Origin of the sequence: Kitasatospora sp. NPDC047058 (genome assembly GCF_040643935.1) — a bacterium.
Taxonomy (GTDB): Bacteria; Actinomycetota; Actinomycetes; order Streptomycetales; family Streptomycetaceae; genus Kitasatospora.
Genome location: NZ_JBEYVJ010000007.1, coordinates 34,866 through 60,678, shown reverse-complemented (window position 1 = coordinate 60,678; position 25,813 = coordinate 34,866). Strand labels below are relative to the sequence as shown.

The 25,813-nt window shown below is 74.3% G+C and carries 21 protein-coding genes and 2 pseudogenes; 10 read left to right on the top strand and 13 right to left on the bottom strand.

Annotated features, from left to right (window positions below; all coding sequences use genetic code 11):
* A pseudogene (locus ABZ885_RS02220) lies at window positions 1-181 on the bottom strand (hypothetical protein); the annotation flags it as partial.
* A gap of 229 nt (window positions 182-410) precedes the next feature.
* Here ABZ885_RS02220 and ABZ885_RS02215 point away from each other — a divergent pair.
* Together ABZ885_RS02215 and ABZ885_RS02210 are read left to right on the top strand one after the other, a co-directional pair.
* Window positions 411-617: pseudogene (locus tag ABZ885_RS02215) on the top strand (helix-turn-helix domain-containing protein); the annotation flags it as partial.
* Window positions 618-710: 93 nt separating this feature from the next.
* Window positions 711-1,145: a MarR family transcriptional regulator gene (locus tag ABZ885_RS02210; protein WP_360182314.1), complete on the top strand. Its 435-nt coding sequence runs from the start codon at window positions 711-713 to the stop codon at window positions 1,143-1,145.
* Window positions 1,146-1,157: 12 nt separating this feature from the next.
* On the opposite strand, the gene ABZ885_RS02205 is transcribed toward ABZ885_RS02210, so the two are convergent.
* The 4 genes from ABZ885_RS02205 to ABZ885_RS02190 form a co-directional block, all read right to left on the bottom strand.
* Window positions 1,158-2,327: a LacI family DNA-binding transcriptional regulator gene (locus ABZ885_RS02205; protein WP_360182293.1), complete on the bottom strand. Its 1,170-nt coding sequence runs from the start codon at window positions 2,325-2,327 to the stop codon at window positions 1,158-1,160.
* A gap of 110 nt (window positions 2,328-2,437) precedes the next feature.
* Complete coding sequence (locus tag ABZ885_RS02200) at window positions 2,438-2,776, bottom strand: DUF4229 domain-containing protein (RefSeq protein ID WP_360182290.1); 339 nt, start codon at window positions 2,774-2,776, stop codon at window positions 2,438-2,440.
* Between the two features lie 118 nt (window positions 2,777-2,894).
* Window positions 2,895-3,422 carry a GNAT family N-acetyltransferase gene (locus tag ABZ885_RS02195; RefSeq protein ID WP_360182287.1) on the bottom strand — a complete coding sequence of 176 codons (528 nt, stop codon included), beginning with the start codon at window positions 3,420-3,422 and terminating at the stop codon, window positions 2,895-2,897.
* Between the two features lie 21 nt (window positions 3,423-3,443).
* Window positions 3,444-4,742 (bottom strand): MFS transporter, encoded by a 1,299-nt coding sequence (locus ABZ885_RS02190; protein WP_360182311.1) that lies wholly within the window; start codon window positions 4,740-4,742, stop codon window positions 3,444-3,446.
* 217 nt (window positions 4,743-4,959) lie between these two features.
* On the opposite strand from ABZ885_RS02190, the gene ABZ885_RS02185 reads away from it, so the two are divergent.
* Window positions 4,960-5,937 (top strand): helix-turn-helix domain-containing protein, encoded by a 978-nt coding sequence (locus ABZ885_RS02185; RefSeq protein ID WP_360182284.1) that lies wholly within the window; start codon window positions 4,960-4,962, stop codon window positions 5,935-5,937.
* Between the two features lie 475 nt (window positions 5,938-6,412).
* Here the strand turns inward: ABZ885_RS02185 and ABZ885_RS02180 are convergent, their stop codons facing one another.
* On the bottom strand, window positions 6,413-6,922 hold the full coding sequence (locus ABZ885_RS02180; protein ID WP_360182281.1) for an ATP-binding protein: 510 nt from the start codon (window positions 6,920-6,922) through the stop codon (window positions 6,413-6,415).
* 566 nt (window positions 6,923-7,488) lie between these two features.
* Here ABZ885_RS02180 and ABZ885_RS02175 point away from each other — a divergent pair.
* Both ABZ885_RS02175 and ABZ885_RS02170 read left to right on the top strand, forming a co-directional pair.
* Window positions 7,489-8,346 carry a sigma-70 family RNA polymerase sigma factor gene (locus tag ABZ885_RS02175; protein ID WP_360182278.1) on the top strand — a complete coding sequence of 286 codons (858 nt, stop codon included), beginning with the start codon at window positions 7,489-7,491 and terminating at the stop codon, window positions 8,344-8,346.
* Entirely contained in the window at window positions 8,343-9,545 is a 1,203-nt protein-coding gene (locus tag ABZ885_RS02170; protein WP_360182275.1) for a zf-HC2 domain-containing protein, read from the top strand. The genes ABZ885_RS02175 and ABZ885_RS02170 overlap by 4 nt, the downstream gene beginning before the upstream one ends.
* Before the next feature lie 96 nt (window positions 9,546-9,641).
* Here the strand turns inward: ABZ885_RS02170 and purU are convergent, their stop codons facing one another.
* Window positions 9,642-10,508, bottom strand: coding sequence for a formyltetrahydrofolate deformylase (gene purU, locus ABZ885_RS02165; RefSeq protein WP_360182272.1), 867 nt, complete (start codon window positions 10,506-10,508; stop codon window positions 9,642-9,644).
* A gap of 169 nt (window positions 10,509-10,677) precedes the next feature.
* Window positions 10,678-11,193: a hypothetical protein gene (locus ABZ885_RS02160; protein WP_360182269.1), complete on the bottom strand. Its 516-nt coding sequence runs from the start codon at window positions 11,191-11,193 to the stop codon at window positions 10,678-10,680.
* Window positions 11,194-11,366: 173 nt separating this feature from the next.
* On the opposite strand from ABZ885_RS02160, the gene ABZ885_RS02155 reads away from it, so the two are divergent.
* Window positions 11,367-12,668, top strand: coding sequence for an ABC transporter substrate-binding protein (locus ABZ885_RS02155; RefSeq protein ID WP_360182267.1), 1,302 nt, complete (start codon window positions 11,367-11,369; stop codon window positions 12,666-12,668).
* 65 nt (window positions 12,669-12,733) lie between these two features.
* Here ABZ885_RS02155 and ABZ885_RS02150 read toward each other — a convergent pair whose 3' ends face one another.
* Entirely contained in the window at window positions 12,734-13,933 is a 1,200-nt protein-coding gene (locus tag ABZ885_RS02150) for a hypothetical protein (protein ID WP_360182264.1), read from the bottom strand.
* A gap of 273 nt (window positions 13,934-14,206) precedes the next feature.
* Complete coding sequence (locus ABZ885_RS02145) at window positions 14,207-15,583, bottom strand: transcriptional regulator (RefSeq protein WP_360182261.1); 1,377 nt, start codon at window positions 15,581-15,583, stop codon at window positions 14,207-14,209.
* A 360-nt stretch (window positions 15,584-15,943) separates the two neighbouring features.
* Here ABZ885_RS02145 and ABZ885_RS02140 point away from each other — a divergent pair, with 360 nt between their 5' ends.
* Window positions 15,944-16,597, top strand: a complete 654-nt coding sequence (locus tag ABZ885_RS02140; RefSeq protein ID WP_360182308.1) for a bifunctional DNA primase/polymerase — start codon at window positions 15,944-15,946, stop codon at window positions 16,595-16,597.
* 569 nt (window positions 16,598-17,166) lie between these two features.
* Here ABZ885_RS02140 and ABZ885_RS02135 read toward each other — a convergent pair.
* A complete protein-coding gene (locus tag ABZ885_RS02135; protein ID WP_360182258.1) occupies window positions 17,167-17,859 on the bottom strand; it encodes a metal-dependent transcriptional regulator in 693 nt (230 codons plus the stop codon).
* A 220-nt stretch (window positions 17,860-18,079) separates the two neighbouring features.
* On the opposite strand from ABZ885_RS02135, the gene ABZ885_RS02130 reads away from it, so the two are divergent.
* The 3 genes from ABZ885_RS02130 (at window position 18,080) to ABZ885_RS02120 (ending at window position 20,895) form a co-directional block, all read left to right on the top strand.
* Window positions 18,080-18,844 (top strand): SIS domain-containing protein, encoded by a 765-nt coding sequence (locus tag ABZ885_RS02130; RefSeq protein WP_360182255.1) that lies wholly within the window; start codon window positions 18,080-18,082, stop codon window positions 18,842-18,844.
* A 167-nt stretch (window positions 18,845-19,011) separates the two neighbouring features.
* Window positions 19,012-19,923 (top strand): DUF4231 domain-containing protein, encoded by a 912-nt coding sequence (locus ABZ885_RS02125; protein ID WP_360182252.1) that lies wholly within the window; start codon window positions 19,012-19,014, stop codon window positions 19,921-19,923.
* Window positions 19,924-20,010: 87 nt separating this feature from the next.
* Window positions 20,011-20,895 (top strand): alpha/beta hydrolase, encoded by an 885-nt coding sequence (locus ABZ885_RS02120; protein ID WP_360182305.1) that lies wholly within the window; start codon window positions 20,011-20,013, stop codon window positions 20,893-20,895.
* Here ABZ885_RS02120 and ABZ885_RS02115 read toward each other — a convergent pair.
* On the bottom strand, window positions 20,885-21,850 hold the full coding sequence (locus ABZ885_RS02115; protein WP_360182249.1) for a D-glycerate dehydrogenase: 966 nt from the start codon (window positions 21,848-21,850) through the stop codon (window positions 20,885-20,887). The two genes, ABZ885_RS02120 and ABZ885_RS02115, sit on opposite strands and share 11 nt — an antisense overlap.
* A gap of 37 nt (window positions 21,851-21,887) precedes the next feature.
* On the bottom strand, window positions 21,888-25,742 hold the full coding sequence (fxsT, locus tag ABZ885_RS02110) for an FxSxx-COOH system tetratricopeptide repeat protein (RefSeq protein ID WP_360182302.1): 3,855 nt from the start codon (window positions 25,740-25,742) through the stop codon (window positions 21,888-21,890).
* Between the last annotated feature and the right edge of the window lie 71 nt (window positions 25,743-25,813).

Genomic DNA, 25,813 nt, shown 5'->3' with positions numbered 1-25,813 from the left:
GGACGCCGTCGGTGTAGGTGACGGTGGTCTGCTCGGCGGTCCGGACGTCGCGGCCCTTGGCGGGGTCGGCGGGCAGGACCTCGACGGCGGTGTCGTTGCGGTCGGCGGCGATGAACTGGAGGCGCCCGGCGGGGACGTCCAGGACGACGGTGATCGGGGCGGTGGTGTCGAAGGTCTGCATCGTGCTCTCCTGAGCTCGCTCGTTGTTTCTGACATCGGAAAAGCTACGTTGCTTTCCAGATCTAGGCAACATGCTCGTTGCGCAAAATCCGCATCATCACAGGTCAAGGCAAGGAAATCATTGCAACGACCTTGCGACTTAACGCAACAACGCCAGAGAGCTCGTTGCAATGGATTGGGCGTGAACGCTATGCTGGCGGCACGCACCAGGAATCACGAAGGAGACCGCGATGCCGGGAGGCAGGCTCACCCAGCAGGAACGCCAGCAGATCGCGCTGGGACTGGCCGACGGCCTCCCCTACGCCGAGATCGCCCGACGCCTCGAACGTCCGACCTCGACGGTCACGCGTGAGGTGATGCGCAACGGCGGCCCCACCGCCTACCGCGCCGACCTGGCCCACCGCGCCACCGAACGCCGCGCCCACCGGCGCCGGCCCGCCGCCGCCCAGGGGCCGGAGTCGGCCCCCCAGCCGTACGGACGCGACGCCGCTGCCGTGCGCGAGTACGAGGAGACGCTCACCACCATCCTCATGCAGTCGGGCGCGCCCAAGATGATGGCCCGGGTGCTGGCCTGCCTCTACACCAGCGACGCGGGCAGCCTCACCGCGTCCGAGCTCGCCCAGCGCCTCCAGGTCAGCCCGGCGTCGGTGTCCAAGGCGATCACCTTCCTGGAGGGCCTGGAACTCGTCCGCCGGGAGCGCGACGAGGGCCGCCGGGAGCGCTACATCGTCGACGACGACCTCTGGTACCAGTCGATGATCCGCAGCGCCCGGGACAACAACAGGTTCGCCGAGGCCGCGCTCCAGGGCGTCGCCGTCCTCGGCCCGGGGACCCCGGCCGCGACCCGCCTGGAGAACGTCGCCCGCTTCCTCGACTTCGTCTCCGAGGGCATCGTCCGCGCCGCCGAGCAGGCCCGCGAAGTCCTCTACACGAAGCCCGGGACGCCCCCGGACGACACCGCCTGAGCCGCTCCGGGGTCAGGCCGAGGCGGCGGTGGACGAGCGCAGGACCAGCGAGGTGGCCAACGGCGGCACCGGGGTGACCGGCTCGCCGCGGAGCAGGTCGGCGAGGGCGGCGACGCCGGCCCGGCCCAGCCGCTCGCCGGGCAGGTCGACGGTGGTGAGCGGCGGGGCGAGCAGCGCGGCCACCGGGACGTTGTCGATGCCGACCACCGAGAGGTCGCCGGGGACCTTCAGGCCGAGTTCGGCGGCGGCCTGGTAGACACCCGAGGCCACCACGTCGTCGTCGCAGATCACCGCGTGCGGGCGGTCCGGGTGCTCCAGCAGCCGGTGGGCGACGCTGCGGGCGGCCGGCTGGCCCTCGTTGAGGCTGACGCCGAACTCGACCACCTCCAGGCCGAGCGCCCCGACCGCCTCCTCGAAGGCGGCCTGGCGGACCCGGAAGGTGTACGCCGAGTGGGTGGACCGCAGCCGGCCGATCCTCCGGTGGCCGAGCCCGGCCAGGTGCTCGACCGCGGCCCGCATGCCGCCCGCCACGTCCAGCTCGATGGTCGGCCGGGCCCGGTCGGTGCCGGGGTCCGCGTCCAGGAAGACGGCGGGGGTGTCCGCGGGCAGCTCGCCGAGCTGGCTGTCGTCCGGGGAGCAGATCAGCAGGCCGTCGAAGCGGCTGGTGGTGGCCGCGTCGGCCAGGGTGGCGCTGCCCCAGCCGGAGCTGACCACGACGGCCAGGCCGTGCTTGCCGGCCTCCTCGTGGACGCCCTCCAGCACCCGGCCGAAGAACGGCCCGAGAATGTTCGGCACGGCCAGCAGGATCATGCCGCTGCGGCCGAGGCGCAGCTGCCGGCCGGCCGCCTGCGGGCGGTAGCCGAGGCTGCGGGCGGCCTCCCGGACCCGCTCGCGGGTGGCGTCGGAGACCCGGCGGCCGGCCTCGGAGCCGGAGAACACCAGCGAGACGGTGGCCTGCGAGACCCCGGCGAGCCGGGCGACGTCCCGCCCGGTGGGCTTGCGGACCGGCGCCGGCCACGTCCCGCTGGCGCCCTCGCCGGACGCGACGGTCTGGTCCCCGGGTCCGGCGGCATGCTCTCCGGGCCTGGTGGGCGGGCCGCCGGGCACGGCTGCGGTGCTCCCGGGCAGGCCGGAAGCACCGGAAGTCGGACCGGCCGACTTCTCGTGCTCCTCGTGCCTCACGTGCTCCTCGTGCCTCACGTGCTCCTCGTGCCTCACGTGCTTCTCGGGCGCGGGCTCGTCGTACCGGGGCGCTGGACCTGGGGCTGGTGCGGGCACGGCGGTGGTGCGGGTCAGCCGTTCACGGCGGCCGAGCGGGCGGCTTCGTCGGCCGCGTCCTCCTCGGCGTTCTGCGTGGCGATCCGCTCCGCCGTCCGGCTGCGCAGGCCGGACACCTTGCCGGCGATCTGGGCCGACATCGCGTCGCGCTGCTTGCTCAGCAGGGCGTAGCTGAGCGGCGCCGAGGTCATCGCGGCGAGCAGGAAGAGGAAGACGACGCCGAGCTCGCCCCGGACCGGGATCACCTGGAAGTGGCCGAGCAGCAGCATGACCAGCAGGCAGCCGAGGAAGAGACTGACCCGCAGGGAGGTGTAGCGGAGGGTGGCGTGCGACTTGCTGCTCACATTGCTCACCGGGGACACATCCTTCTCTGCACGGGACCGGCCGGTCTCCCAGTGAAGCATGCCTGACGGGCCGCGCGGGGAACGGGTCGCCCGGTCCCCGCGCGGGCCCGCCGCCGCGGCCGCGCCGTCAGCGCAGGTCGAGCCACATGGTGACGTCGTCGCGGTCGTCCCCGGGGGCGACCCGGATCGCCGCGGGCACCCGGCCGACCTCGGTGTACCCGCAGCGGCCGTAGAAGGTCTCCAGCCCGAGGCCGCCGCGCAGGGACAGCCGGATGCCGTCCAGGCCCCAGGCCCGGGCCACCCGCGCGGCCTCGGTCATCAGCTCGGCGCCGTAGCCGCGCCCCTGGAAGTCCGGGTGGACCATGACCCGCTTGAGCAGCCGCCAGTGGTCCATCGGCCCGAACCGCATCGACTCGAAGAACAGCAGGCCGGCCAGCCGCCCGGTGCCGGCCTCGTGCGCGACGAGCAGCCGGTCCGGCTCGCCCGGGCCGGCACCGGCGAACTGCACGTCCGCGGTCTTCCAGACCTCGTCCTCCGTCACCGGCGCGACGAAGCCGACGGCACCGCCCGCGTTGGTGACGTCCGTCCAGAGCCGGACGATCCGGGCACGCAGGTCGGGGTCGAGCACGGGGTCCAGGGTGAAGGAGAGCGTCATGACCGCGAACCTACCCACCCCTCAGGACAACGCCGGGACCACCCGGGGTGCCCCGGTCCCCCGCAGGGCCAGGCAGAGCACGACGGCGACCGCGCAGAGCCCGCCGGCCGCGTACCAGGCGAGGTCGTAGGTGCCGAGCGCGTCCCGGGCCAGGCCCGCCAGTCCGGCCACCACGGCGGCGCCGATCTGGTGGCAGGCCAGCACCCAGCCGAAGACGATCGGCGCGTCCTCGCCGAAGTGCCGGCGGCAGAGGGCGACGGTCGGCGGCACGGTGGCCACCCAGTCCAGGCCGTAGAAGATCACGAAGGCCAGGATCGGCGGCTCCAGCGAGCCGGCGAACAGCTGCGGCAGCAGGACCAGCGACAGCCCGCGCAGCGCGTAGTAGACGACCAGCAGCAGCCGGGAGTCGACGCGGTCGGTGAACCAGCCGCTGGCGATCGTGCCGACCACGTCGAAGACACCGATCAGCGCGAGCAGGCTCGCCGCGGTGGTGACCGGCAGGCCGTGGTCGTGGGCGGCCGGGATGAAGTGGGTGCCGACCAGCCCGGCGGTGGTCGCGCCGCAGATCGCGAAGGAGCCGGCCAGCAGCCAGAACGCCCGGCTGCGGGCCGCGTCGCGCAGCACCCGCAGCGAGCGGGCCAGCGCCCGCCGGTCCGCGGCCGGGGCGGGGGGCTCCTCGGTCGCACCGTACGGGAGCAGGCCGAGGTCGGCCGGGCGCTCGCGCATCAGCAGCAGCACCGGGACGGCGACCGCGCTGGCCGCCAGCGAGACCACCACCACCGCCGAGCGCCAGCCGTGCGCCTCGACCAGCCAGGCGCCGAGCGGCAGGAACACCAGGTTGCCGGCCGCACCGGCCGCGGTGAGCACGCCGGTGACCAGCCCCTGCCGAGCCGTGAACCAGCGGCCGGTGATCGTGGTGGCGAACGCGCCGGCCATCGAGCCGCTGCCGAGGCCGACCAGCACGCCCCAGCAGAGCACCAGTTGCCAGGGCTCGCGCATCAGCATGGTCAGGCCGGCGCCGACCGAGATGGTGAGCAGCGCGCAGACCACCACCAGCCGGACGCCGAACCGGTCCATCAGAGCCGCGGCGAAGGGGGCGGTGAGGCCGTAGAGGGTGAGGTTGACCGAGGTGGCGCTGGAGATCGTCGCCATCGACCAACCGAACTCGTTGTGCAACGCGTCCATCATCAGGCTGGGCGTGGAGCGGAACCCGGCCGAGCCGAGCAGTACCAGCAGGGCGACGGCGGCCACCACCCAGGCGTAGTGCACGCGCGGAGCGCGGGGGCTCGCAGGGGCGGCGGAGCCGGGCGTGGCGGAGATGGAGGAGGTGGGGGTGGTGTCGGGTGCGGGCGAGGCGGGGGTGGCGTCGGGTGCGGGGGCGTTCCGTTGGTTCACCCGGCCGAGTCTCCCGAACGGCCCGGGCGCCTTCGAGTGGCCTGGCTGCCAGCTTTCGCAAAGATCGGGCCACCGGCCCGGCGTACGCTGGCCCGACGAAGGCCCGACGAAGGCCCGACGAACGGACCGAAGGGAGCACGGGGTGGCGCACAAGGTCGCGGTACTGGCCCTCGACGGGGTGATCGCCTTCGAACTGGGCATCCCCGCGCGGATCTTCGGGTCGGCCAAGGACGCCGCCGGCGTCCCGTACTACCAGGTGGCCACCTGCACCGTGGACGGCCGGCCGGTCGCCACCAGCACGGACTTCCGGGTCTCCGTCGACCACGGGCCCGAACTCCTGGAGTGGGCCGACACCGTGGTGATCCCGGCCTCCGCCGACCCGGGCCCCCAGCAGGTGGACGCCGAGCTCGGCCCCGCCCTGACGGCCGCCCTGGCCCGGATCCGGCCCGGCACCCGGCTGGTCTCGATCTGCACCGCCTCCTTCGTGCTGGCCGCCGCCGGCCTGCTCGACGGCCGCCCGGCCACCACCCACTGGAGCTACACCGACCGCTTCGCCGCGCTCTTCCCGAAGGTCCGGCTCGACCCGGACGTGCTGTTCACGGACGACGGTGACGTGCTCACCTCGGGCGGGGTGGCCGCCGGCGTCGACCTCTGCCTGCACATCGTGCGCCGCGACCACGGCAGCGCGGTGGCCAACGCGGTGGCCCGCACCTGCCTGGTGCCGCCGTGGCGCGAGGGTGGCCAGAAGCAGTACGTGACGCTCCCCCGCCCGACCGTCGAGACCGGCCCCGGCACGGCCGCCGTCCGGGCCTGGGCGCTGGAGCACCTGGACCGGCCGCTCCCGCTGCGCCTGCTCGCCGACCGGGCCGGGATGAGCGTGCGGACCTTCACCCGGCGGTTCCGCGAGGAGACCGGTGCCAGCCCGGGCCAGTGGCTGACGGTGCAGCGCACCGAACGGGCCCGGCAGCTGCTGGAGCGCACCGACCTGACGATCGACCAGGTCGCCCGGGAGTCCGGCTTCGGCACCGCCGCCTCGCTCCGGCTGCAGCTGCGCGGACGGCTGGACGTCGCGCCGAGCGCGTACCGGCGCACCTTCCGGACGACCGAACCGGCGTGCTGACGACGGCCTGCTGACGACGGGCCCGCCGGCGGGCCGGCGCCGGAGCGGTCCAGCACGGGCGATGCCGTCGGAGCGACCGGAAAACGATCCGGCGGGTGGCCGGAAAGCGACCGCCGGGACGGGGATCGGATGGCGGCGGGTCGCACGCACCCCGAGCACGGTGCGGCCGGCCGCCATCCAACCACCAAGCACGGGCCCTGAACCCGCACCACCGCTCTCCGCACTCGCCGAGGAACCACCGCGTGATCGACCGGCTACGGCCCCCCTGCTGGCATGGTCCCCCTGGACAGCAGCACCGTAGCGGTATGCGGGTGTTCCCTCGGCGTCCCCTCGCAACGGAGCGCTGCTCCCAAGCGTGATCAGCCGGATACGTCACGTCAATGGGGTTGTCGGAAATTCGGAATGGTTGCGTCAGGTTTCGGCCCGATGATCGTCGCAGCCGGACACGGGCCTGCCCATGGGCCCTTCGGCGGCGTCACTGCGCCAGCGCGGCCCAGTCCACGGCGGTCAGCGGGTCCACCGGCGTGGTGTCCGTGCCGATCTCGCACCAGACCCGCTTGCCCGAACCGTCCGGATACCAACCCCAGCGGTCGCAGAGCAGTTCGACCAGCTCCAGGCCGCGCCCGTTGGTGGCGTCGGCGTCCGCACCCGCGTGCCGGGGGGCGGGGGCCGTCCGGCTGGCGTCCGCGACCTCGACCCGGAGCAGGCCGAGGGCGGGCGCCCCGGATCCCCCGGCGCCGGCCGCCGCCGGGTCCGCGCCCGGCGCAGTGCACTCCATCGGGAAGCAGAGCCGGAGCACGGCCGGACGACCGGTGTGCACCACGGCGTTGGTCACCAGCTCGGAGACCACCAGGACCACCGTCTCGGCGAGCGGGGCGTCCGGGCCCACGCCGTGGTTGAGCAGCCGCGAACGCACCCACCGGCGGGCCCGGCCGACCTCGGCAGGATCGGCCCGTACCGCCAGCTGTACCTGAAGAACCTGCACCGCTCCACCACCCGCACTCGCAGTTCGGCCGTCGTCCCGGTCGGGCCGGTTCGTCCAGCCGGCCGGTCCCGGCACCCGCCGGGCCACCGCACACCCCGGGCCGCGCCGCGGGTGTCGCCCACCGCACGTCACACCCGGTCCGTCGCGCCCGCGCATCTCGTCCGTCGCGCACTGGCTGCGACACGAATACGCCTCAGGATGAGTCGGCGGGAGGGGTGCAGCAAGCGCTTCGGGCATATTCCAGCGATCGGGGGACAGCGCAGTGCATACTGTCCCGTTCACTCTCGCGAGCCTCGCACCGGCGCTCGTCCGGCCCGGTCCCGGCCGGCCGGACACGCAGGGGTGAACCTACCGCCGGACGCCCCCGGCGCCGGGCCCGCCACTCGCGAACCACCCGTGCGACATATGTCCAGCAGGGCTTCGAACGGCCGGACCCGGCGGCCGGTCCCACGATGTGACGATCCGAAACCACGAGATCCGTTCTTCACCGAATCCGCCCGCCCCCGGAAGGCCGCAAGATACCGTTGGGTAAGTCCGCGAACCCCACGGTAGGAGGGTGGTTCCCGATGGCCGCCCCCGGCCGCTCCCCGCGCTGGGACGAACAGCTCCAGCGCCGGCTCGCCCGCGGCGAGGAGACCGCGCTCGGCGAACTCTACGACCAGCTGGCGCCGATGGTGCACGGGCTGGCCGGGCGGATACTCGCCGACGAGGCCGCCGCCGCCCAGCTCACCCGCGAGATCTTCGCCCACGTCTGGGAGCACCCGGAGGCCTTCGACCCGGCCCAGGGCTCGCTCCGCTCCTGGATCGGCTCGCTGACGCACCGCCGCGCGGTGGACCGGCTCCGGGTCCGGCGCGCCGCCGAGGGCGAGGGCCCCGACCACGGCGCCCGCGGCGGGTACGACGGGAGCCGGCCGGGCGGCGGCCCGTACGGCGGGAGCCGGTACGACGAGAACTCCCCCGTCGAGGAGGAGATCCGGACCGTGGCCACCGCGGCGCGGATCCAGTACGTGGTCGACTCCCTGCCGCAGACGCTGCGGGAGACCATCACCGTGTCGTACTACGGCGGCCGCACCTACCAGGAGACCGCCCGCCGGCTCGGCATCAGCGAGCAGATCGCCAAGCAGCGGATGCGGCTCGGCCTGGAGCTGCTGGCCACCGAGCTCGCCCGGGAACGCGACCGCCAGCAGCAGGCCCGGCAGGCCGGGCAGCGCGGCCACCGGCCGGACGAGGCCCCGCACGAACCGAAGCCCAGCGCGGCCGCCCGGGAGGAAGCCGCGGCGCCCAGAGCGGAGCGGCACCGGGCGGCGCCGCGGGACGCGACAGGGCACGAGCGCACCGCCGACCACGGAACCGCACGCAACGAACCAGCGCACGACGAATCAGCGCACGACGACCGGCACCGGAACGAGGACGGGGGCACGTGACGACCACCGAGGAGCAGCACGAGGCCCTCCGCTCGCTGCTCGGCGCCTGGGCCCTGGGCGCCTGCCCGCCCCGCGAGGCCGCCGAACTCGAACCGCACCTGCGGGCCTGCCGGGACTGCGCCGAGGAGGCCGCCCGGCTCCGCGAGGCGGCCGGCTGGCTCGCCCTCGACGAGCCGCTCGACCAGCCCGGTTCGCTGCGCCAGCAGGTGCTCGACTGGTGCCTGGCCCGGCGCCCGGCCGACCTGCCGGTCCCGGCCTGGGGCGCCGCCTACACCGCCGAGACCGCCAAGCTCGACGCACTGCTGCGCGACCTCGGCCCGGAGGAGTGGCAGGAGGTGGCCGAACTCCCCTGGCACGGCGGCACCGAGTACCTCCGCCCGGCCGAGGTGCTCTGCCACCTCGCCGCCGTCGACGGCTTCCTGGCCGTCGCGCTCGGCCTGCCCGACCCCGTCCCCGGCGTCCCCGTCCTCGGCGGGCCCGGGCCCGCCGCCGCCCGCCGGGTGCCGCCGCAGGACCCGGCCCCGCCGGCACCGAGGGTCCCCGCGCAGGGCGGCCCGTGGGCCGGGATCACCGAGCGCACCGCCCGGCTGACCGCCGACCAGGCCGGGCAGCCTCCGCAGACGGTGCGCGCCCGGTGGCGCCGGCACTGCCACGAACTGGTCCGCACCGCCGCGCTGGCCCCGCACGGCAACACCCCGGTCGACTACGGCTTCGCGACCGTCCCGCTGCGGGACGCCTTCGTCGACCGGGCCTTCGAGTGCTACGTCCACGGCGAGGACGTGGCCCGCGCGGTGGCCTACCCGTACGACCCGCCGGCGCCGCAGCACCTGCGGCAGATGGTCGACCTGGCCGTCCGGATGCTCCCGCCGGCCCTGGCCGGACTGCGCGCCGCCCGGCCCGAGCACGCCGGCGCGCCCGCGGCGGCGCGGGACGGCGACGGCCGGCACGGCGGAACGGGCCGGCTGGTCCGGCTGGTGATCGACGGCCCGGCGGCCGGCGAGTGGCTGATCCCCCTGGACGGCCCGGAGAGCGGCCCGCCCGGCGGGGAGCCGGTGGCCGCGATGGTGCTGGACGGGCTGGAGTTCTGCCAGCTGGCCGCCGCGCACCGCGACCCGGACCGGCTGCCGGTGGGCGAGCACGGCGACCGGGCCGCGATCCGCGAGGTGCTGCACGCGGCACCGCTGCTCTCCCGGCCCTGAACGCCGCGGGGCCCTGAGCGCCACCCGGCCCTGAACGCCGCGGGGCCCCAGGCCTCGGGGGTTCAGGGCCTCGGGGTGCTCAGGGCCTCGGGGTGCTCAGGCGAAGACGACGGTGCGGCTGCCGTTCAGCAGCACGCGGTGCTCGCTGTGCCACTTCACCGCGCGGGCGAGCGCCTGGCACTCGACGTCCCGGCCGAGTGCGACCAGCTGGTCCGGGGTGACGTCGTGGGTCACCCGGGCCACCTCCTGCTCGATGATCGGGCCCTCGTCGAGGTCGGCGGTGACGTAGTGCGCGGTGGCGCCGATCAGCTTGACGCCCCGGGCGTGCGCCTGGTGGTACGGCTTGGCGCCCTTGAAGCTCGGCAGGAACGAGTGGTGGATGTTGATCACCTTGCCGGACAGCGCGGTGCAGAGCTGGTCCGAGAGCACCTGCATGTAGCGGGCCAGCACGACCAGCTCGACGTTCTCCTTGGCGACCAGGTCCAGCAACTGCTGCTCGGCCTCGGCCTTGGTCTCCCTGGTGACCGGGATGTGGTGGAACGGGATGCCGAAGCCCTCGGTCAGGTCCTGGAAGTCGGTGTGGTTGGAGACCACCGCGGCGATCTCCACCGGCAGCGCGCCGATCCGGCTGCGGAACAGCAGGTCGTTCAGGCAGTGCCCGAACTTGCTGACCATCAGGACGATCCGCATCCGCTCCTCGCTGGGGTGGATCTGCCAGTCCATCCCGAAGGAGGCCCCGATCGCGGCGAAGCTGGCCCGCAGCTTGTCGACGGTGACCGGCTCGGCGGCGGAGAAGTGCACCCGCATGAAGAACAGCCCGCTGTCCCCGTCCCCGAACTGCTGGCTGTCGATGATGTTGCAGCCGGTCATGAAGAGGTAGCTGGAGACCGCGTGGACGATGCCCTGCTTGTCCGGGCAGGACAGCGTGAGGACGTACTGTGCACTGGCCGTCTGCTGTTCCACGGTGGGGTTCGTCCCGTCCTGAGGTCGTGTCGTCGGTTGGTGGTCCAGCGTGTCACATCGTGGACAGCCACCGCAGGGCTGCCCGCACTCCGGGACGGCGGCCGGACATCGGCCGGTACCGGCCGCCGGCATCCGGCCACGGACCCGCACTCCCGGCGGGGCCGGGACCTCAGCTGGAGGTCAGGATGCGGAGCACGTCCAGCGAGCGCGGCGGGGCGTCCGGGTCCTCGCCGTCGCCGAGGGCCAGCTTGACGTGTGCCTCGCGGGCCGCCCGGACCGCCTCCGGCCAGCCGTGGTGGCCGAGGTAGGCGGAGGCCGGGGCGTCCGCGCCGACCTCGTGCAGGATCCGGACCACCCGCAGCACCGCGACGTCCACGACGGCGGCCTCGGCGGAGTCCCGGAAGATCGTGCCGACGTACTTCTCCGCCGACCAGCGGTCCAGCCAGGTGTCCTCCACCAGCCGGTAGACGGCGTCGGTCACGTCACCGAAGCCCTCCCGGCCGGCCAGCCAGGTCTCCTCCTGGAATCCGGGGTCGGACAGCATGTGCAGCGCCGAGCGCAGTCGGGCGCGCCAGCGCCACCAGGGCAGGTCGTTGAGCGGCATGCCGCCCATCGTGCTGGAGCGGTGGCCCGGACGAGAAGGGGTTCGGGCGGACCGATGCGAAGAATCTGTACTGGCGGACATGGTCGACGATCGTACGTTCCCCCACCGTTCGTACTCCACTCCGGCTCTACACGCGTCCGCGTCCGGAGTTCGGCCGCCGTTTGCCATCCGTTCCCGTTTAGGCCCTCTCGGCGTGTGGCGCCGGGGCTTGGCTGGTGCCGGTGCGCTGCCGAGCGCCCCGGGAGGGAAGACCGATGACCAGCCGAAGGGGCTCGTTCGAGGCTCAGCCACCGATCGCGCCGCGGCGCCGCCGCCGTCCGATCGCCGCAGCCGCCACCGCGGTGGCGCTGCTCCCCACCCTCTTCACGGCCTCCGCGTGCGGCGGACCGGCCGATGCCGCCACCAACGCCGACGACCTGACCGTGATGACCTGGGCACCGTCCGGTACGGGCTCCGCCGACCGGCCCGGCATGACCGCCCTCGCCGAGGCGATCGGCCGGGACGTCAACACCAAGGGCGGCTTAAACGGCCGCCGGATCCGCGTGCTCACCTGCAACGAGCACAACACCGCGGACGGTGCCACGGCCTGCGCCCAGCAGGCGGTGGACGCCAAGGCGGTCGCCGTGATCGGCTCCTACAGCCAGTACGGCGACCGGTTCATGCCCGTCCTGGAGCGCGCCGGCATCCCGCTGATCGGCGGCTACGGGCTCACCCAGCCCGAGTTCAGCAGCCCGCTGTCGTACCCGGTGGCCGGAGGCATGCCGGCGCTGATCGGCGGCAGCGGCCGGCAGCTGGTGGAGGCCGGCTGCAAGGCCGTCGCGCTGATCCGGCCGGACACCCCGGCCGGCGACAACCTGCTCGGCTACCTGGCCAACGCGCTCAAGCCGGCCGGGATCAAGCTGCTCGACGTCAAGGCGCCGGAGCAGTCCTCCGACTACACGCAGGTGATCCGCAAGGCGGTCGGCAAGGACGAGCCGGGCAACTGCATCACCTCCGCCCTGGCCGCCGAGCCGACCGGCAACCTGCTCGACTCCTACCGCCGGGTGGCAGCGAAGAACACCCGGGTCGCCTCGGTGATCGGCAGCGTCCAGCAGTCGGTGGTGGACTCCACCGGCGGCGACAGCGGCCCGCTGGCCGGCGCCTACGTGACCGGCTGGTACCCGCCGGAGTCGGCCAGGATCTGGGACGGGCTGCGCGCGGTGGTCCGCAGCGACGCCGCCGGCGGGCGCAGCATCGACGTCGCCGACCCGGGCGTGCAGACCACCTGGGTCGCGTACGAGGTGTTCCGGCAGGTCACCGAGCGGCTGAGCTCGGCGGGCAGGCCGGTCACCGCCAAGACGGTGACCGCGCTGCTGGACAGCGGGGAGCAGGTGGACGTCGGGCTGACGCCGCCGCTGAACTGGGGCACCACCAACATGCTGCCGAGCACCGAGTCGCCGCGGCTGGTGAACACCTGGGTGACGTACCAGGTGGTCAAGGGCGGGCGGATGACCCTGCAGCAGCCGGGCTTCGTGGACGTGCGCTGGGTGCTCACCGGGAGCAAGCCGCCGGCGTGACCGCGGGTGGGCGGAACGGACGGAACGGGTCGTACCGGACAGCCGGCACGGCCCCTCCGCGTTTCCTACAGGTCCCCGTCGCCGCGGGTCGGCAGGCCGGTCTGGCCGGCGATGGTGTTCCAGAGGCCGGAGGCCTGCTTCTTGGCGGTGGTCGCCGCGCCGCTGGCCTGGACGGCGTTCTTGTAGTGCTGGTTGTCGGTCTTCTTGGCGTCGCAGCCGCCCTGCATGTCCGCGGCCCAGGCCGCGTACTCGTCGTCGGCCGTCGCCGAGGCCGTCCAGGCCGCGTTGAGCTGCTCGACCAGCTGCGGGCCGCCCGGCAGCTTGTCCGTCTTCAGCGCCGACAGCTTGGACTGCAGCTCCCGGCGCTTGCCCGCGGCGTCGGTCAGCGCCTGCTGGGACTCGGGCAGCTTGTCGCACTTCTGCAGCGCGCCGACGGCGTTGACCACCGCCGTGCGGCTGTCGCCGGCGGTGCCGAGCAGGTCGGAGAGCGGCTGGGCCTGGGCCTTGACCTCCGGGCTGACGGTCGCCGCCGATCCGCTCGCGGCCGGCGTGCCGGCGGGCGTGCCGCCGACGGTGGCCACCGGGGCGGCCTGCTTCTCCGAGCCGGTCTTGTCGTCGCCGCCGCTCATCAGCACGGCGACCAGGACGCCGGCCGCCACGCAGCCGGCCACCACGCCGCCGATGATCAGCTTGTTGGACGAACGCCCGCCCAGACCGCCGCCGCGGGTGGCGACCGGGCCGGTCGGGTGGTCCTGCCCGGCGTACTCCGGCTGGGCCGGGTGCCCGGGCTGGGCCGGCTGGTACGCCGGGTAGCCCGGGGCTGGGGGCTGCGCCTGCGGCGGGAAGCTCTGGGGGGCCGCCTGCACCGGGGCGGGCCCGGGCTGCGGGTAGCCGGGCTGGGCGGCCGGGTAGCCGCCCTGCGGGTCCGCGGTGGGGTAGGGCGGCAGGTACTGGGTGTCCGGGGCCGGGTCGGCCTGCGGCGCGGCACCGTACCCGGGCTGCGGGGCACCGCCCCACTGGGCGCCCTGTGCCGGCATCGCCTGCGCCGGCATCGCCTGGGTCGGCAGCGCGTGCGCGCCCTCACCGAGGTACTCGGGCTGGCCGGACGGCTGCCCGTACGCCGGGCCGGCCGGCGGCTGCTGGCCGGGCACGCCCTGGGCCTGGCCCGGCTGCGGCTGACCGGGCTGCGGCTGACCGGGCTCGGGGCGGAACAGGTCGTCCAGGTTGAAGTCACCCGAGTTGGGGTACGAGCGGCGCTGGCTCAACGCGATTCCTCACCTGTGCACGACCGCGCGCTGACGGCGGACCACATCTCGTCGGTTCTTGGGAGCATCACAGTTCCTTGGACGTCGCGCCCACGCTACCGGTTCACCGAACCGGGTGACCACGTGGGCGGCCCATCCCTCACCGTCCCTCCCCGCGCACGCCGAACCGCGCGACCGGGCACCGACCAGGCACCGACCGGGCACCGGCCCGCCGCCGGACCGCCGCCGGACCGCCGCCCGGCCGCCGTCGGCCGGGCACCGGTCAGCCGACGGTCAGGCCGCCTCCGCCTCGGCCCGGGCCTGGAACTCGCGGACCACCCGCTGCTCCCGGAACGGCTCCAGCCGCCGCCGGAACTCGTCCAGGTACTCCACGCCCCGGTTGGACCGCAGCCCGCTCAACAGCCGCACCGCCTGCGCGCCCGTCTCACAGGCCCGCTCCAGGTCCCGCTGCTGCAACTGGGCCGTGGCCAGCAGGACGAGGTCGACCGCACGGCGCCGCACCCGGGTCGGCGGGTGCAGGTCGAGCGCCCGGCGGGCGTAGTGCTCGGCCTGGCCGGCCTGCTCCAAGTCCCGGTGGCAGTGCGCCAGCTCGTCCGCCAGGTAGGCGTCGTCGAAGTGGACGATCCAGTCCGGGTCGTCCTCCGGACGGCGCCGCTCCATCGCCTCCAGTGCCTTGGCGGCCACCGCCTCGCAGGAGCGGGCGTCGCCGAGCAGCGCGTGCCCGCGCGCCTCGGCCGCATAGAACATCGCCATCGCCGTCGGGGTGGCCACCGAACGGGCGCCCTCCTGCGCGGCGCGGGCGAGCTGGGCGATCTCCCGCGGGTTGCCCAGGGTGGCCGCCAGGTGGCTCATCGAGGCCGCCAGCACGTACCCGCCGTAGCCGCGGTCGTCCGCGGCCTGGGCGAGCCGCAGCGCCTGGATGTAGTAGCGCTGGGCCAGGCCCGGCTGCCCGGTGTCCACCGCCATGTAGCCGGCCAGCTCGGTCAACCGGGCGACCGCCGCGAAGAGTTGCCGCCCGGTCTCCTCCCGGTAGGCGCCGCCGAGCAGCCCGGAGACCACGCTGTTGAGGTAGTGCACCACCACCGGGCGGACGTGCCCGCTGCCGAAGCGGTGGTCGAGGTCGACCAGCATCGCGGTGGTCGCCTTGATCGCCGCGACGTCCGTCGGACCGACCCGGGTGCCGCCGGTGCGGGCCACCACCGGGTCGGGCGGGGTGATCAGCCAGTCCCGGCTGGGCTCGACCAGCGCGGAGGCCGCCACCGTCGCCCCGGTCAGGAAGTCCCGCCGGCCGACGTCGCTGCGCCACAGCTCGCAGACCTGCTCCAGCGCGGCGTTCAGCGTCGGCGCGAACTGCAGCCCGATCCCGGAGCTGAGGTTCTTGCCGTCCGCCATGCCGATCTCCTCGACCGACACGCTCCGCCCCAGTTTGCGGCCGAGCGCCTCGGCGATCACCGCCGGGGCCTGCCCGCGCGGCTGCTGGCCGCGGAGCCAGCGCGCGACCGACGTCTTGTCGTACCGCAGGTCCAGACCGTGCTCCGCGCCGCACAGGTTGACTCTCCGCGCCAGGCCGGCGTTGGAGCAGCTGGCCTCCTGGATCAGCTGCTGCAGACGCTCGTTGGGCTGTCGTGCGACAAGTGGTCTCGCGGCCATTGGGCTTCGCCTCCCCACACCCTCCGGTCCCGGCCGGCGGGCGACGATTCTGCTGATCTGTTGCCGACTGTCCGACCGTCCAAGGAATCTGACACCAGGTTAGCGATCAGCAACGCCACCGGGATACCCACGGTGACGATCCCCACCCCCCACGCGCCCTGGTAAATGCTCCCGTGCGCCCCCACTGCGCCCACCCCCGCCCGCACCAACTCGGTTGCCTCACCGGTTCGGGTGACATTGCCGACACGCGGCAGACCGCCCCCCACTCGGCCGTAACCAGCCTCACGCACGGTAGTTGAGCAGCCCGTGGAAGACATCCCAGACTCCCCCGACCAGGGCGGCACCGCCGGACTCCCCCCGATGCTCATCGAAGCCGTCGGCTACGCCGAGAGCCGGCACTGGGAGGTCGCGCCGGGCGCCTGGCTGATCGACGGCGACGGGCCGGCCCGCTGCTCCTGCGGCGACCTGCGCTGCGCGCTGCCCGGCGCGCACCCGATCGACACGGACTGGGCCCGCAAGGCGAGCGCCGGCCCGGGCGCGGTCCGGCGCTGGTGGACCGAGCGTCCGGAAGCGTCGATCCTGCTGCCCACCGGCCGGTCCTTCGACGTGCTGGACGTGCCGGAGGTGGCCGGCTGCCTGGCGCTGGCCCGGATGGAGCGGATGGACCTCCAGCTCGGCCCGGTGGTCGTCGTCCCGGCCGCGCCCGGGCGGTCCGGGCGCCGGCTGCACTTCCTGGTGCTCCCCGGTGTGGCGGCCAAGCTGCCGGAGATGCTGCGCAAGCTCGGCTGGCCGCCCGGCCGGCTCGACCTGGTGGCCCGCGGCGAGGGCGACTGGACGGTGGCGCCGCCGTCCCGGGTCGGCCAGAGCGGCTTCGCCCAGTGGGCCCGCTCGCCCTCCTCCGTCAACCGCTGGCTGCCGGACGCCGCCGAGCTGATCAGCCCGCTCGCCTACGCCTGCGGGCGCGAGGCCCCGTCGCCCCGCGCGCAGCCGGCCCAGCCGGCCGCGGTGCGCTGACCCCTTCCGGACCGGTTCAGGACCGGACGGCCCCGGGGAGCGTCCGGAGATTCACCGTCCCGTGAACGGCCGCCCTACGCCTATCGGGTGAGGGTGCGCGATGCGCGACACCCCGCGCGCGACTGACGGGCCTTGCCTCCCACCGGAGGCGGGGCCCGTCAGACGCATGTACGGATAAGGCTTCGGTGTACCCGCTGGTCAACGGCACAAGCCCCTCGTACGAGTGACAACGCTCAAGGATTGCCATGATCTGCCGAGGGGAGGAATTCCATCGTGAGGGGACGCCGAAAGGGACGCTCGGACGGGGAAGCCGGGCGGGGCGGTCGGGAGGGAGCGGAGGGGACGGGAGGGAGCAGGAGGGGAGCGGGAGGGGTCGTGGCACCGGCCGGGTTCGGGGAGGCCGGTGCCGCGGAAGCAGGGAGGGAGCGGGAGGGCAGGGAGGGAAGGGGAGGAACGGGGAGGACGAGCAGGGCCCGGTGCACGGGGATGCACCGGGCCCTGCTCATTCGGTTGCTCGTCCGGCCGTGCTCACCGCACCCCCGGAAGCCTTGCGGTCAGGACCGCGCGGCTCAGGACTGCGCGACGAAGACGTGCGAGGCGATGTCCTTGCCCAGCTCGGCCGCGTTGTCCCCGCTGCCGACCAGCACCCCGCCGACCCCGGCGGTGACCCGCACCGTCGACCCCGGCCGGATCCCGGCCCGGCGCAGCGTGCGCATCAGCTCGCCGTCGGTCTGGATCGGCTCGCCGATCCGGCGGACCACCACGTCGGCCCCGGCGTCGCCCGGGCTGACCGAGTCCAGCGGGACGAGCGCGGCGTCGAAGCCCTCGCCCTCCGCCTTGGCGTCGCCCAGCTCGTCCAGGCCGGGGATCGGGTTCCCGTACGGCGACTGGGTGGGGTGGCCGAGCATGGCGAGCACCTTGCGCTCCACCGTCTCGCTCATCACGTGCTCCCAGCGGCAGGCCTCCTCGTGCACCTGCTCCCACTCCAGCCCGATGACGTCGACCAGCAGGCACTCGGCGATGCGGTGCTTGCGCATCACCCGCACCGCGAGCCGGCGGCCCTCCTCGGTGAGTTCGAGGTGGCGGTCGCCCGCGACCTGCAGCAGACCGTCGCGCTCCATCCGGCCGACCGTCTGGCTGACCGTGGGGCCGCTCTGCTCCAGTCGCTCGGCGATCCGGGCACGCATCGGGGTGATGCCCTCCTCCTCCAGCTCCAGGATGGTGCGAAGGTACATCTCAGTGGTGTCGATCAGCCCAGACATCGCCGCTGGCTCCGTTCTTCGGTGTCCTCACCGCCAATTCTGTCCTACCGCACCGACAACCGGGCCCGTGCAGGGGCCCCGGGGACGGCTTTTCGTTCCTGTTGACAGCGGCACGGGTGAGGCAGCACGGTGCTCGCCGTAGCTTTCTCCATCGGCGGTCTGGACCAGCCGGACCTCCCCACCCGGCCGGCTCCCCCGCCGGCAGAGAGCGAAGGCACAGATGAACGACCTGGTCGGCCGGTACTTCGACGCCGCCATCGCCCACCTCCAGCGGGTCCGCACGGAGGAGGCCGGCAGCATCGAGGCGGCCGGCGCGCTGCTGGCGGAGGCCGTGACCGAGGGCCGCCGGGTCTTCACCTTCGGTTCCGGCCACTCCTCGCTGGCCGCCCAGGACGTGGTCTACCGGGCCGGCGGGCTCGTCCCGGTGAACCTGCTGGACGTCCCCGGGATGTCCGGGGTGACGGTGATGCCGGCCCCGCTCTCCAGCGCGCTGGAGCGGGTCTCCGGCCTGGCCACCACCACCCTCGACCTCACCCCGGCCGCCGCCGGGGACCTGCTCTTCGTCGTCTCGCTCTCCGGCCGGCAGGTCATGCCGGTCGAGCTGGCGCAGTACGCGCGCGGCCGCGGCCTGACGGTGGTGGGGGTCACCTCGCTGGCGTACCCGGGGGAGGTCCCCTCGGCGCACCCGTCGGGCACCTACCTGAAGGACCACTGCGACGTCGTCCTGGACAGCAAGATCGCGGTCGGGGACGGCGAGCTGGACCACCCGGCCGCCGAGACCACCTTCGGCCCGGTCTCCACCATCGTGACCAGCGCGCTGATGCAGGCCGTGGTCGCCTCGGCGGTCGGCCGGCTGGCCGACGCGGCGGCGGCCGGAACCGGCCCCACCCCGCCGCTGTTCCGCTCCGGCAACGTGCCCGGCGGCACCGAGTGGAACGCCAAGCAGATGGCCGACAACGCGGACCGGGTCTTCTACACCTACTGACGGGCGGGTGCCCGTGTACCGGACAACCTCCGGCGGCATCCCGGCCAATGCGGCCGGGCCGGGCCGTGGCCAGGCGTACCGGCCCGGCGGGCGGGGCAGGAGAGCGGTGCGACCGGAGCGACGGGTGGGGGCCGAGGATGGCGTCGGGGACGGGTCCGATGGGAAGGGTGCGCGAGCAGGAGCTGCTGCCCGCGCTGTTCTGGTCCGCCGACTCGGCGTCCCTGCAGGGGCAGCGCCGCTCGGTGCTGCTCTCCGCCTGGGAGCTGGTGCTGCTGGTCGCGGCCGCCGCCTTCGGTTCCGCCGACGGCGCGCCGTGGGCCTGGCCGGCCGCCGTGGCCTACCTCGGCGCGATCTGCCTCGCCCTGCTGATCAGCCGGCAGAACCCCCAGGGGCTCTGGTACGAGGGCCGGGCGGCCGCCGAGTCGGTGAAGACGCTGGCCTGGAAGTTCGCCGTCCGGGCCGACGCCTACCAGCCGCCGCCGCGCACCCTGCCGGACGCCGAGGGGCTGTACAGCTTCCAGCTCGGCCGGGTGCTGAACGCCTTCCGGGACAGCCGCGCGGTCGGCACGGCCGGCACCGAGGGCACCGGGGCGCGGATCACCGACGCGATGCGCAGCCTGCGCGACCAGCCGTTGGAGGTGCGCCGCGAGGTGTACCTGCGGGAGCGGATCCAGGTGCAGCACGACTGGTACCGCTCCAAGGCGCGGTACTGCGCCCGGGCCGGTTTCTGGACCGGCGTGCTGGGCGTGGCGCTGCCGGTGCTCGGCCTGGTGGTGGCGGTGCTGCGGGCGATGGGCGAGTTCGGCTACGACGCGCTCGGCACCGTCTCGGCGGTGGCCGCCTCGGTCACCGCCTGGGCCCAGCTGCGCCAGTACCGTCCGCTGGCCGCCGCCTACGGCCTGGCCGCCGACGAGCTGGAGCTGATCCGCAGCCAGCTGGCCGGGCTGGACGCGGGGGCGCCCGACGCCGAGGAGATCTGGGCCCGGCTCGCCCGGGACGCCGAGGACGCGGTGTCCCGGGAGCACACCACCTGGCAGGCCCGCCGCGAGGTCCGCGGCACCACCGACCGGGACCACTGAGACCGGCACCACCGGGGCCGGGACCACCGGGCCCGGCACCACCGAGCAGCAACAGCCGTACCGAGGAGGCCGCGCGTGTCGTTACGGATGATCAAGGCACCGGACGGCCGTGCCATCGCCGTCGAGACCGTCGGCGATCCGCGCGGCCGCCCGGTGTTCCTGCTGCACGGCATGCCCGGCAGCCGGGTCGGCCCGCACCCGCGCACCACCGTGCTGTACCGCCTGGGGATCCGGCTGATCTCCTTCGACCGCCCCGGCTACGGCGACTCCACCCGGCTGCCCGGCCGCCGGGTGAGCGCGGCCGCGGCCGACGTCCGGACCATCGCGGACGAGCTGGGGCTGGACCGCTTCGCGGTGCTCGGGCGCTCCGGCGGCGGCCCGCACGCGCTGGCCTGTGCGGCACTGCTGCCCGACCGGGTCGCCCGGGTCGCCGTCCTGGTCAGCCTGGCGCCGCGGAACGCCGCCGGCCTGGACTGGTACGGCGGCATGACCGAGTCCAACGTCCACGCGTACCGGGAGGCGGAACGCGGGCACCACCGGATCGCCGACGCGATGCGGTTCCGCTCCGAGCAGATCAAGGCCGACCCGGTCCGGCTGCTCAAGGGCCTGCGGCCGGAGCTTCCGCCCACCGACCGCGAGGTGGTGGCCGACACCGGGCTGCGCCGGATGCTGCAGAGCAACTACCGCGAGGCGTTCCGGCACGGCGCCGACGGCTGGATCGACGACGTCCTGGCGTTCACCACCGACTGGGGCTTCCAGGTGCAGGACATCACCGTGCCGACCTGGCTCTGGCACGGCGCCGACGACCAGTTCTCCCCGGTCGAGCACTCCCGCTGGCTGGCCGACCAGATCCCCGGGGCCGCGCTCTTCCTGGAGCCCGGCGCGGCCCACTTCGGCGCGTTCCGGGTGATGACCACCGCCCTGGCCTGGGCCGCCGGTCACACCTCGGCCGGACCGGCCCTCACGCCGTGACCGGGGTGACCGGCGCACCCCCGGCCAGCACCGCGAGCACGTTCTCCACCGCCAGCCCGCCCATCGCCTGCCGGGTCCGGACGGTGGCGCTGCCCAGGTGCGGGGCCAGCACCGCGCGCTCCTGGGCGAGCAGGGCGGACGGCACGGCCGGCTCCCGCTCGAAGTTGTCCACCGCGGCGGCGAACAGCGCACCCGACTCCAGCGCGGCGGCCAGCGCCTCCTCGTCCACCACGCCGGCGGTCATCGAGACCACCACGGCGCCCTGCGGCAGCAGGGCCAGCCGGCGGGCGTCCAGCAGGTGCCGGGTGGCCTCGCCGAGCGGGCAGGTCACCACCAGCACGGCGGAGGCCGCGAGCAGCTCGTCCAACGGCAGCCAGGTGGCGCCCTCGGCCTGGCCGGGCGGCAGCTCCCGGCGGTTGTGGTAACTCACCGGCATGTCGAAGGCGCGGGCCCGGCGGGCCACCGCCTGCCCGATCCGGCCCATCCCGAGGATGCCGAGCGGGGTGCCGGCCAGCTCCAGGCCGAGCAGGAAGTTCGGCGCCCAGGCCCACGGCCGGCCGGAACGCAGCCACCGCTCGCCCTCGCCGAGCCGGCGGGTGGCGGCCAGCAGCAGTGCCCAGGCCATGTCGGCGGTGGCCGCAGTGAGCACGCCGGGGGTGTTGCTGACCAGCACGCCGCGCGCGGCGCAGGCGGCGAGGTCGACGTTGTGGTGACCGACGGCGTGGTTGGCGACGATCCGCAGGTCCGGGCCGGCCGCGTCCAGGAACGCGTCGTCGACCACGTCGTCCAGCGTGGTGACCACCGCGGACCGGCCGCGCACGGCGGCCAGCAGCTCGGCGCGCGGCAGCGGCAGGTCGGAGTCGTGCTGCGTCACCGCGTGGTGGGCCGTGAGCCGCTCGATCACCCCGGGCGCGAGGCGGCGGGTGACCAGGACCGGGGGCAGCTGCTCGTTCATAGGGCCCGAAGCATACGCTCCGGGCCCTCCCCGGGCCTCAGACCGGCTGCGGCTCCAGGTCGCGGTTGATCCGCTTCCAGCCGCGGGCCGACACGGTGTTGGGGTGCTCCTCGCCGAACTGCCGGATCAGCTCGGCGATCGCCCTGGCCCGCAGCTCGGCCGCCTGGGTGTGGCGGCCCGCCACCCGCAGGGTGACGGCCAGGTTGGCCTCGCAGGCCACCGCGTCCGGGTGCCGGGGCGTGTAGCGGTCGCACAGGCCCGCGTACGCGGTGCGGCCGAGTTCCTCGGCGACGGCGATCTGGCCGTCCTCGCCGTAGGCGTTGGCCAGGTTGATCATCGCGTTGAGGGTGTACGGGTGGTCCGGGCCGACCGACCGGGTGAGGCCCTCGACGGTGGCCACCCCGCGTTCGATCGCGCCCTGGACGTCGCCGCTGCCGCGCAGGTAGATGCCGAGGTTGTTGGCGCAGGCCAGGGTGAACGGGTGCTCGTCGCCGAACAGCCGCCGGTGGCCCTCGTAGACGGTGGCGCAGAGGTCGCGGGCGGCCTCCTTGTCGCCGGAGGCGCTGTGGTCGGCGGCCAGGTTGAGCGCGCAGGCCAGCGCGTCGGGCGCGTCGGCGCCGTACCGCTCCAGGTAGCGCTCGTAGGTCTCCTTGGTGATCCGGCGGGCCTCGGCGAGCTGGCCGGTGCGCCGCAGCGAGACGGCCAGCGACTTGGCGTTGCGCAGGTTCTCCGGGAGGTCCGGGTCGAGCACGTCGCCGAGGTCGTTGGTGACCTCCCGGAGCAGCTCCACCGAGCCCCGGTAGTCGCCGAGTTCGCGCAGGTCACGGGCGAGCGCGGACTTGGTGTTGAGGGTGTAGGGGTGGCGCGCGCCGAGCACGGCGGTGCGCCGGTCCAGCGTTTCCTGGTCGAGTTCGCGGGCGGCCTCGCTCTCGCCGACCAGCCGGTAGTCGATCGCCAGGTTGTTCGCCATGGCCAGCGTGCGCGGGTGGTCGTCGCCGAACAGCTCGCGGAACTGGTCGAGGATCTCGCGGTCCAGTTCGAGCGCGGCCTGGAACCGGCCGAGCGCCCGCCGGTCGGCGCCGAGCGAGCCGGCCGTCATCAGCGTGTACGGGTGGTGCTCGCCGAGGAGGGCGCGCTGGCGCTCCAGGGTGGCCTCGTCCAGGGCCAGCGCCTCGGCGTAGTTGCCCTGCGAGCGCAGCACGTTGGCGAGCTGGAAGCGCAGCAGCAGGGTCTGCCGGTCGTCCTCGCCGAGCTTCCTGGTCCACTCGTCGTCCAGGGCGTGGCCGAGGTCGCGGGCGCGGTCCAGCTCGCCGCGCTTCCACAGGTAGCGGACGCGGTCGATGAGCAGCTGCCGGGTGTCGGCCTCGTCGCAGTTGTGCGCCTTGGAGGGCGAGAGGTGCGGCCAGATCTCGTCGAAGGCGGGCCAGTTGGCCGGGTCGTCGGTGTCGCCGAGGACGGGCCGGGCGCCGGTGAGGATGCGGTGCACCTCGTGGATGGCGGTCTCCTGCTCGTCCTCGGTCATCTCGGCCCGGATGACCGCCTGGACCAGCCGGTGCACCTGGAAGCTGTTGGTACCGGCGTCGACCTTGGCCAGCGCGTACCGGCCGATCGCCTGGATCACCTTGCCCAGCATGAACTTGTCGCTGAGGTCGGCGTCGTACTGGACCAGCGCGCGGATCATCTGGTCGCTGTAGAAGAGGTTCATCGAGATCGGCTCGGGCGCGAAGAACGCGCAGAGCTGGAGCAGCCGCACCGCCGCCGGGGACTGGGTGCGCAGCCGGGTGATCGAGACGTTCCAGGTCGCACCGACCGGGGTCGGGTAGTCGGCCGGCCGGGCCCCGGCCAGGGCGCGGGCGGCCTCGGCCTGGAGCTGGGCGACGTAGGTGTCGACCGGGGTGCCGGTGGTGTCCAGCCAGGCGGCGGCCACCTCGACGGCCAGCGGCAGGTCGCCGACCGCCTCGGCGACCCGGTCGGCGTCGGGGCGGGAGAGGCCGCGGGCGCGCCGGCACAAGTGCTCGACGCTCTCGCCGCGGGTGAAGACGTCGACCTCCAGCGCCTCCGCGTGCCCGGACCAGGCCTGGTTGCGGGAGGTGACCAGGATGTGGCCGGAGCCGCCGGGGAAGAACCGGCGGATCTCGGCGGGCTCGTCGGCGTTGTCGAAGATCAGCAGCCAGCGCGAGGTGGGCACCCCGCGGCGCAGCGCCTCGCGGGCGGCCTCGGCGGCCTCGGTGACCGAGTCGCCGACCCGCAGGCCGAGCCGGCGGGCCAGGTCGGCCAGGGCCGGGGCGACCAGCTCGGTCTGCTCGGCGTCGATCCACCACACCAGGTCGTAGTCGGACATGAAGCGGTGCGCGTACTCCAGCGCCACCTGGGTCTTGCCGACGCCGCCGAGCCCGTACAGGGTCTGCGGGGTGGGCAGCACGGCGGCCATACCGCCGCGCAGCTGGTTGCGCAGCTGCTCCAGGACGGCGGCGCGGCCGGTGAAGGACGGGTTGCGCGGCGGCACGTCCCAGACCTGCGGCTTGCTCCCGGGGAACCGCGGGCCGGTGCCGGTGGTCTCGGCGAGCGGCACCTCGCCGCGGCCGAGCGCGCGCAGCAGGGTCTGCACGGACTGCGCCTCGTCCCGGCCGACCAGGTCGACGGGGTTGCGGTTGCTGAACGGCGCGGTGAGCCGGACGTCGCCGACCCGGACCGGGACGAGCTGGCGGCGGGTGCCGGACGGGTCGGAGCTGACCACGGACTCCCAGAGCGCGCGGGCCTGCGGCGAGCGCTGGTAGGCGGGCGAGAGCACGGCGACGGTCCGGTACGCGGCGTCGATGCCGCGCTCGGTCTCCTGCCGCGGGTCCGAGCCGGCGGAGAGGTCCCGCGGCAGCACCCGGAACCCGGCCCGGGTCAGGACGGACTCGATCCAGTCCGCCCACATCCGGTCCTCGGGCACGTAGGAGAGGTAGAGGTCGGCGGGCACGGACGGGCGGCGCCGGGTGAAGGCGTCCACGTACCGCAGCCGGACCTCCTCGTCCACCGGCGGCAGCGCGGTGGCCCGGCCCTCGGTGATGACGCCGGTCAGCCGTTCGCAGGCGGCCAGCATCGAGGTCTGGGTGCCGACCTGGTCGCCGAAGGTGGCGAGGATCTCCTCGTAGGCGTAGAACGGCCGGTACGGGATCTCCACCGAGCCCCAGTAGTGGGCGAGTTCCTCGCCGCCCAGGCCGGCCGGGAGGCCGTCGAAGCGGACCCGGGCGAGCGCGCGGCCGGCGTCGGCCTTCTCCTTCTCGCCCTCGTCGATGCGCATCGGCACCGGCAGGATGCGGATGCCGCGCTCGCGGTAGCGCTCGTGGATGTGCTGGGCGATCCGGGAGGCGCCGTCGATCGACTGGTCGCTGAGGGTGAAGCAGACCACCAGGTCGTCGGGCATCTGCACGGTGCAGATCTCGGCGATGTCGGAGAGGCCGGTCCGGGAGTCGATCAGCACGTAGTCGTAGCGCTTGCTCATGTCGGCGCGCAGTGCGTCGAAGAACTGCCCGCCGTCGAAGCGGTCGTAGAAGATGTCCCAGTCGAGGTGGGTGACGGCCTCGGAGTAGTCCCGGTTGAACTGGCCGGCCGAGAGGAAGTCCAGGCTGCCGCCGGCGGGGAACATCGGCCAGGACAGCGAGAGCGCGTGCGGGTGCACCCGGGCGAAGTCGAGGTGCCAGCCCTCGGCGTGGTCGACCGGCCGGAGCGCCTCCTCCCGGTACTCGGCGATCAGGTCCATCATGCCGGTGGTGCCGGCCAGGACCGCCGGGTCCAGGAACGGGTGGAAGAACTTGGCCAGGCCCGGCGCCTCCAGGTCCCAGTCCACGGTGAGCACCCGGAAGCCGTTGGCCGCCAGGATCCAGGCGGTGTTGGCGAGCGCCATGGTGCGCCCGGTGCCGCCCTTGTAGGAGTAGAAGGTGATGATCCGGCCCTGCCGGTCCTGCTCCGCCTCCC

Bases quoted from the DNA above. Each gene is read 5' to 3' on its own strand.
- fxsT (WP_360182302.1), bottom strand. From the start codon at position 25,742: ATGGCGCTCGCCAACACCGCCTGGATCCTGGCGGCCAACGGCTTCCGG.
- ABZ885_RS02160 (WP_360182269.1), bottom strand. From the start codon at position 11,193: ATGTCCGCCAGTACAGATTCTTCGCATCGGTCCGCCCGAACCCCTTCT.
- ABZ885_RS02210 (WP_360182314.1), top strand. From the start codon at position 711: ATGCAGTCGGGCGCGCCCAAGATGATGGCCCGGGTGCTGGCCTGCCTC.
- ABZ885_RS02130 (WP_360182255.1), top strand. From the start codon at position 18,080: ATGAACGACCTGGTCGGCCGGTACTTCGACGCCGCCATCGCCCACCTC.
- ABZ885_RS02145 (WP_360182261.1), bottom strand. From the start codon at position 15,583: ATGGCCGCGAGACCACTTGTCGCACGACAGCCCAACGAGCGTCTGCAG.
- ABZ885_RS02140 (WP_360182308.1), top strand. From the start codon at position 15,944: ATGCTCATCGAAGCCGTCGGCTACGCCGAGAGCCGGCACTGGGAGGTC.
- ABZ885_RS02195 (WP_360182287.1), bottom strand. From the start codon at position 3,422: ATGACGCTCTCCTTCACCCTGGACCCCGTGCTCGACCCCGACCTGCGT.
- ABZ885_RS02115 (WP_360182249.1), bottom strand. From the start codon at position 21,850: ATGAACGAGCAGCTGCCCCCGGTCCTGGTCACCCGCCGCCTCGCGCCC.
- ABZ885_RS02155 (WP_360182267.1), top strand. From the start codon at position 11,367: ATGACCAGCCGAAGGGGCTCGTTCGAGGCTCAGCCACCGATCGCGCCG.
- ABZ885_RS02175 (WP_360182278.1), top strand. From the start codon at position 7,489: ATGGCCGCCCCCGGCCGCTCCCCGCGCTGGGACGAACAGCTCCAGCGC.
- ABZ885_RS02120 (WP_360182305.1), top strand. From the start codon at position 20,011: ATGATCAAGGCACCGGACGGCCGTGCCATCGCCGTCGAGACCGTCGGC.
- ABZ885_RS02135 (WP_360182258.1), bottom strand. From the start codon at position 17,859: ATGTCTGGGCTGATCGACACCACTGAGATGTACCTTCGCACCATCCTG.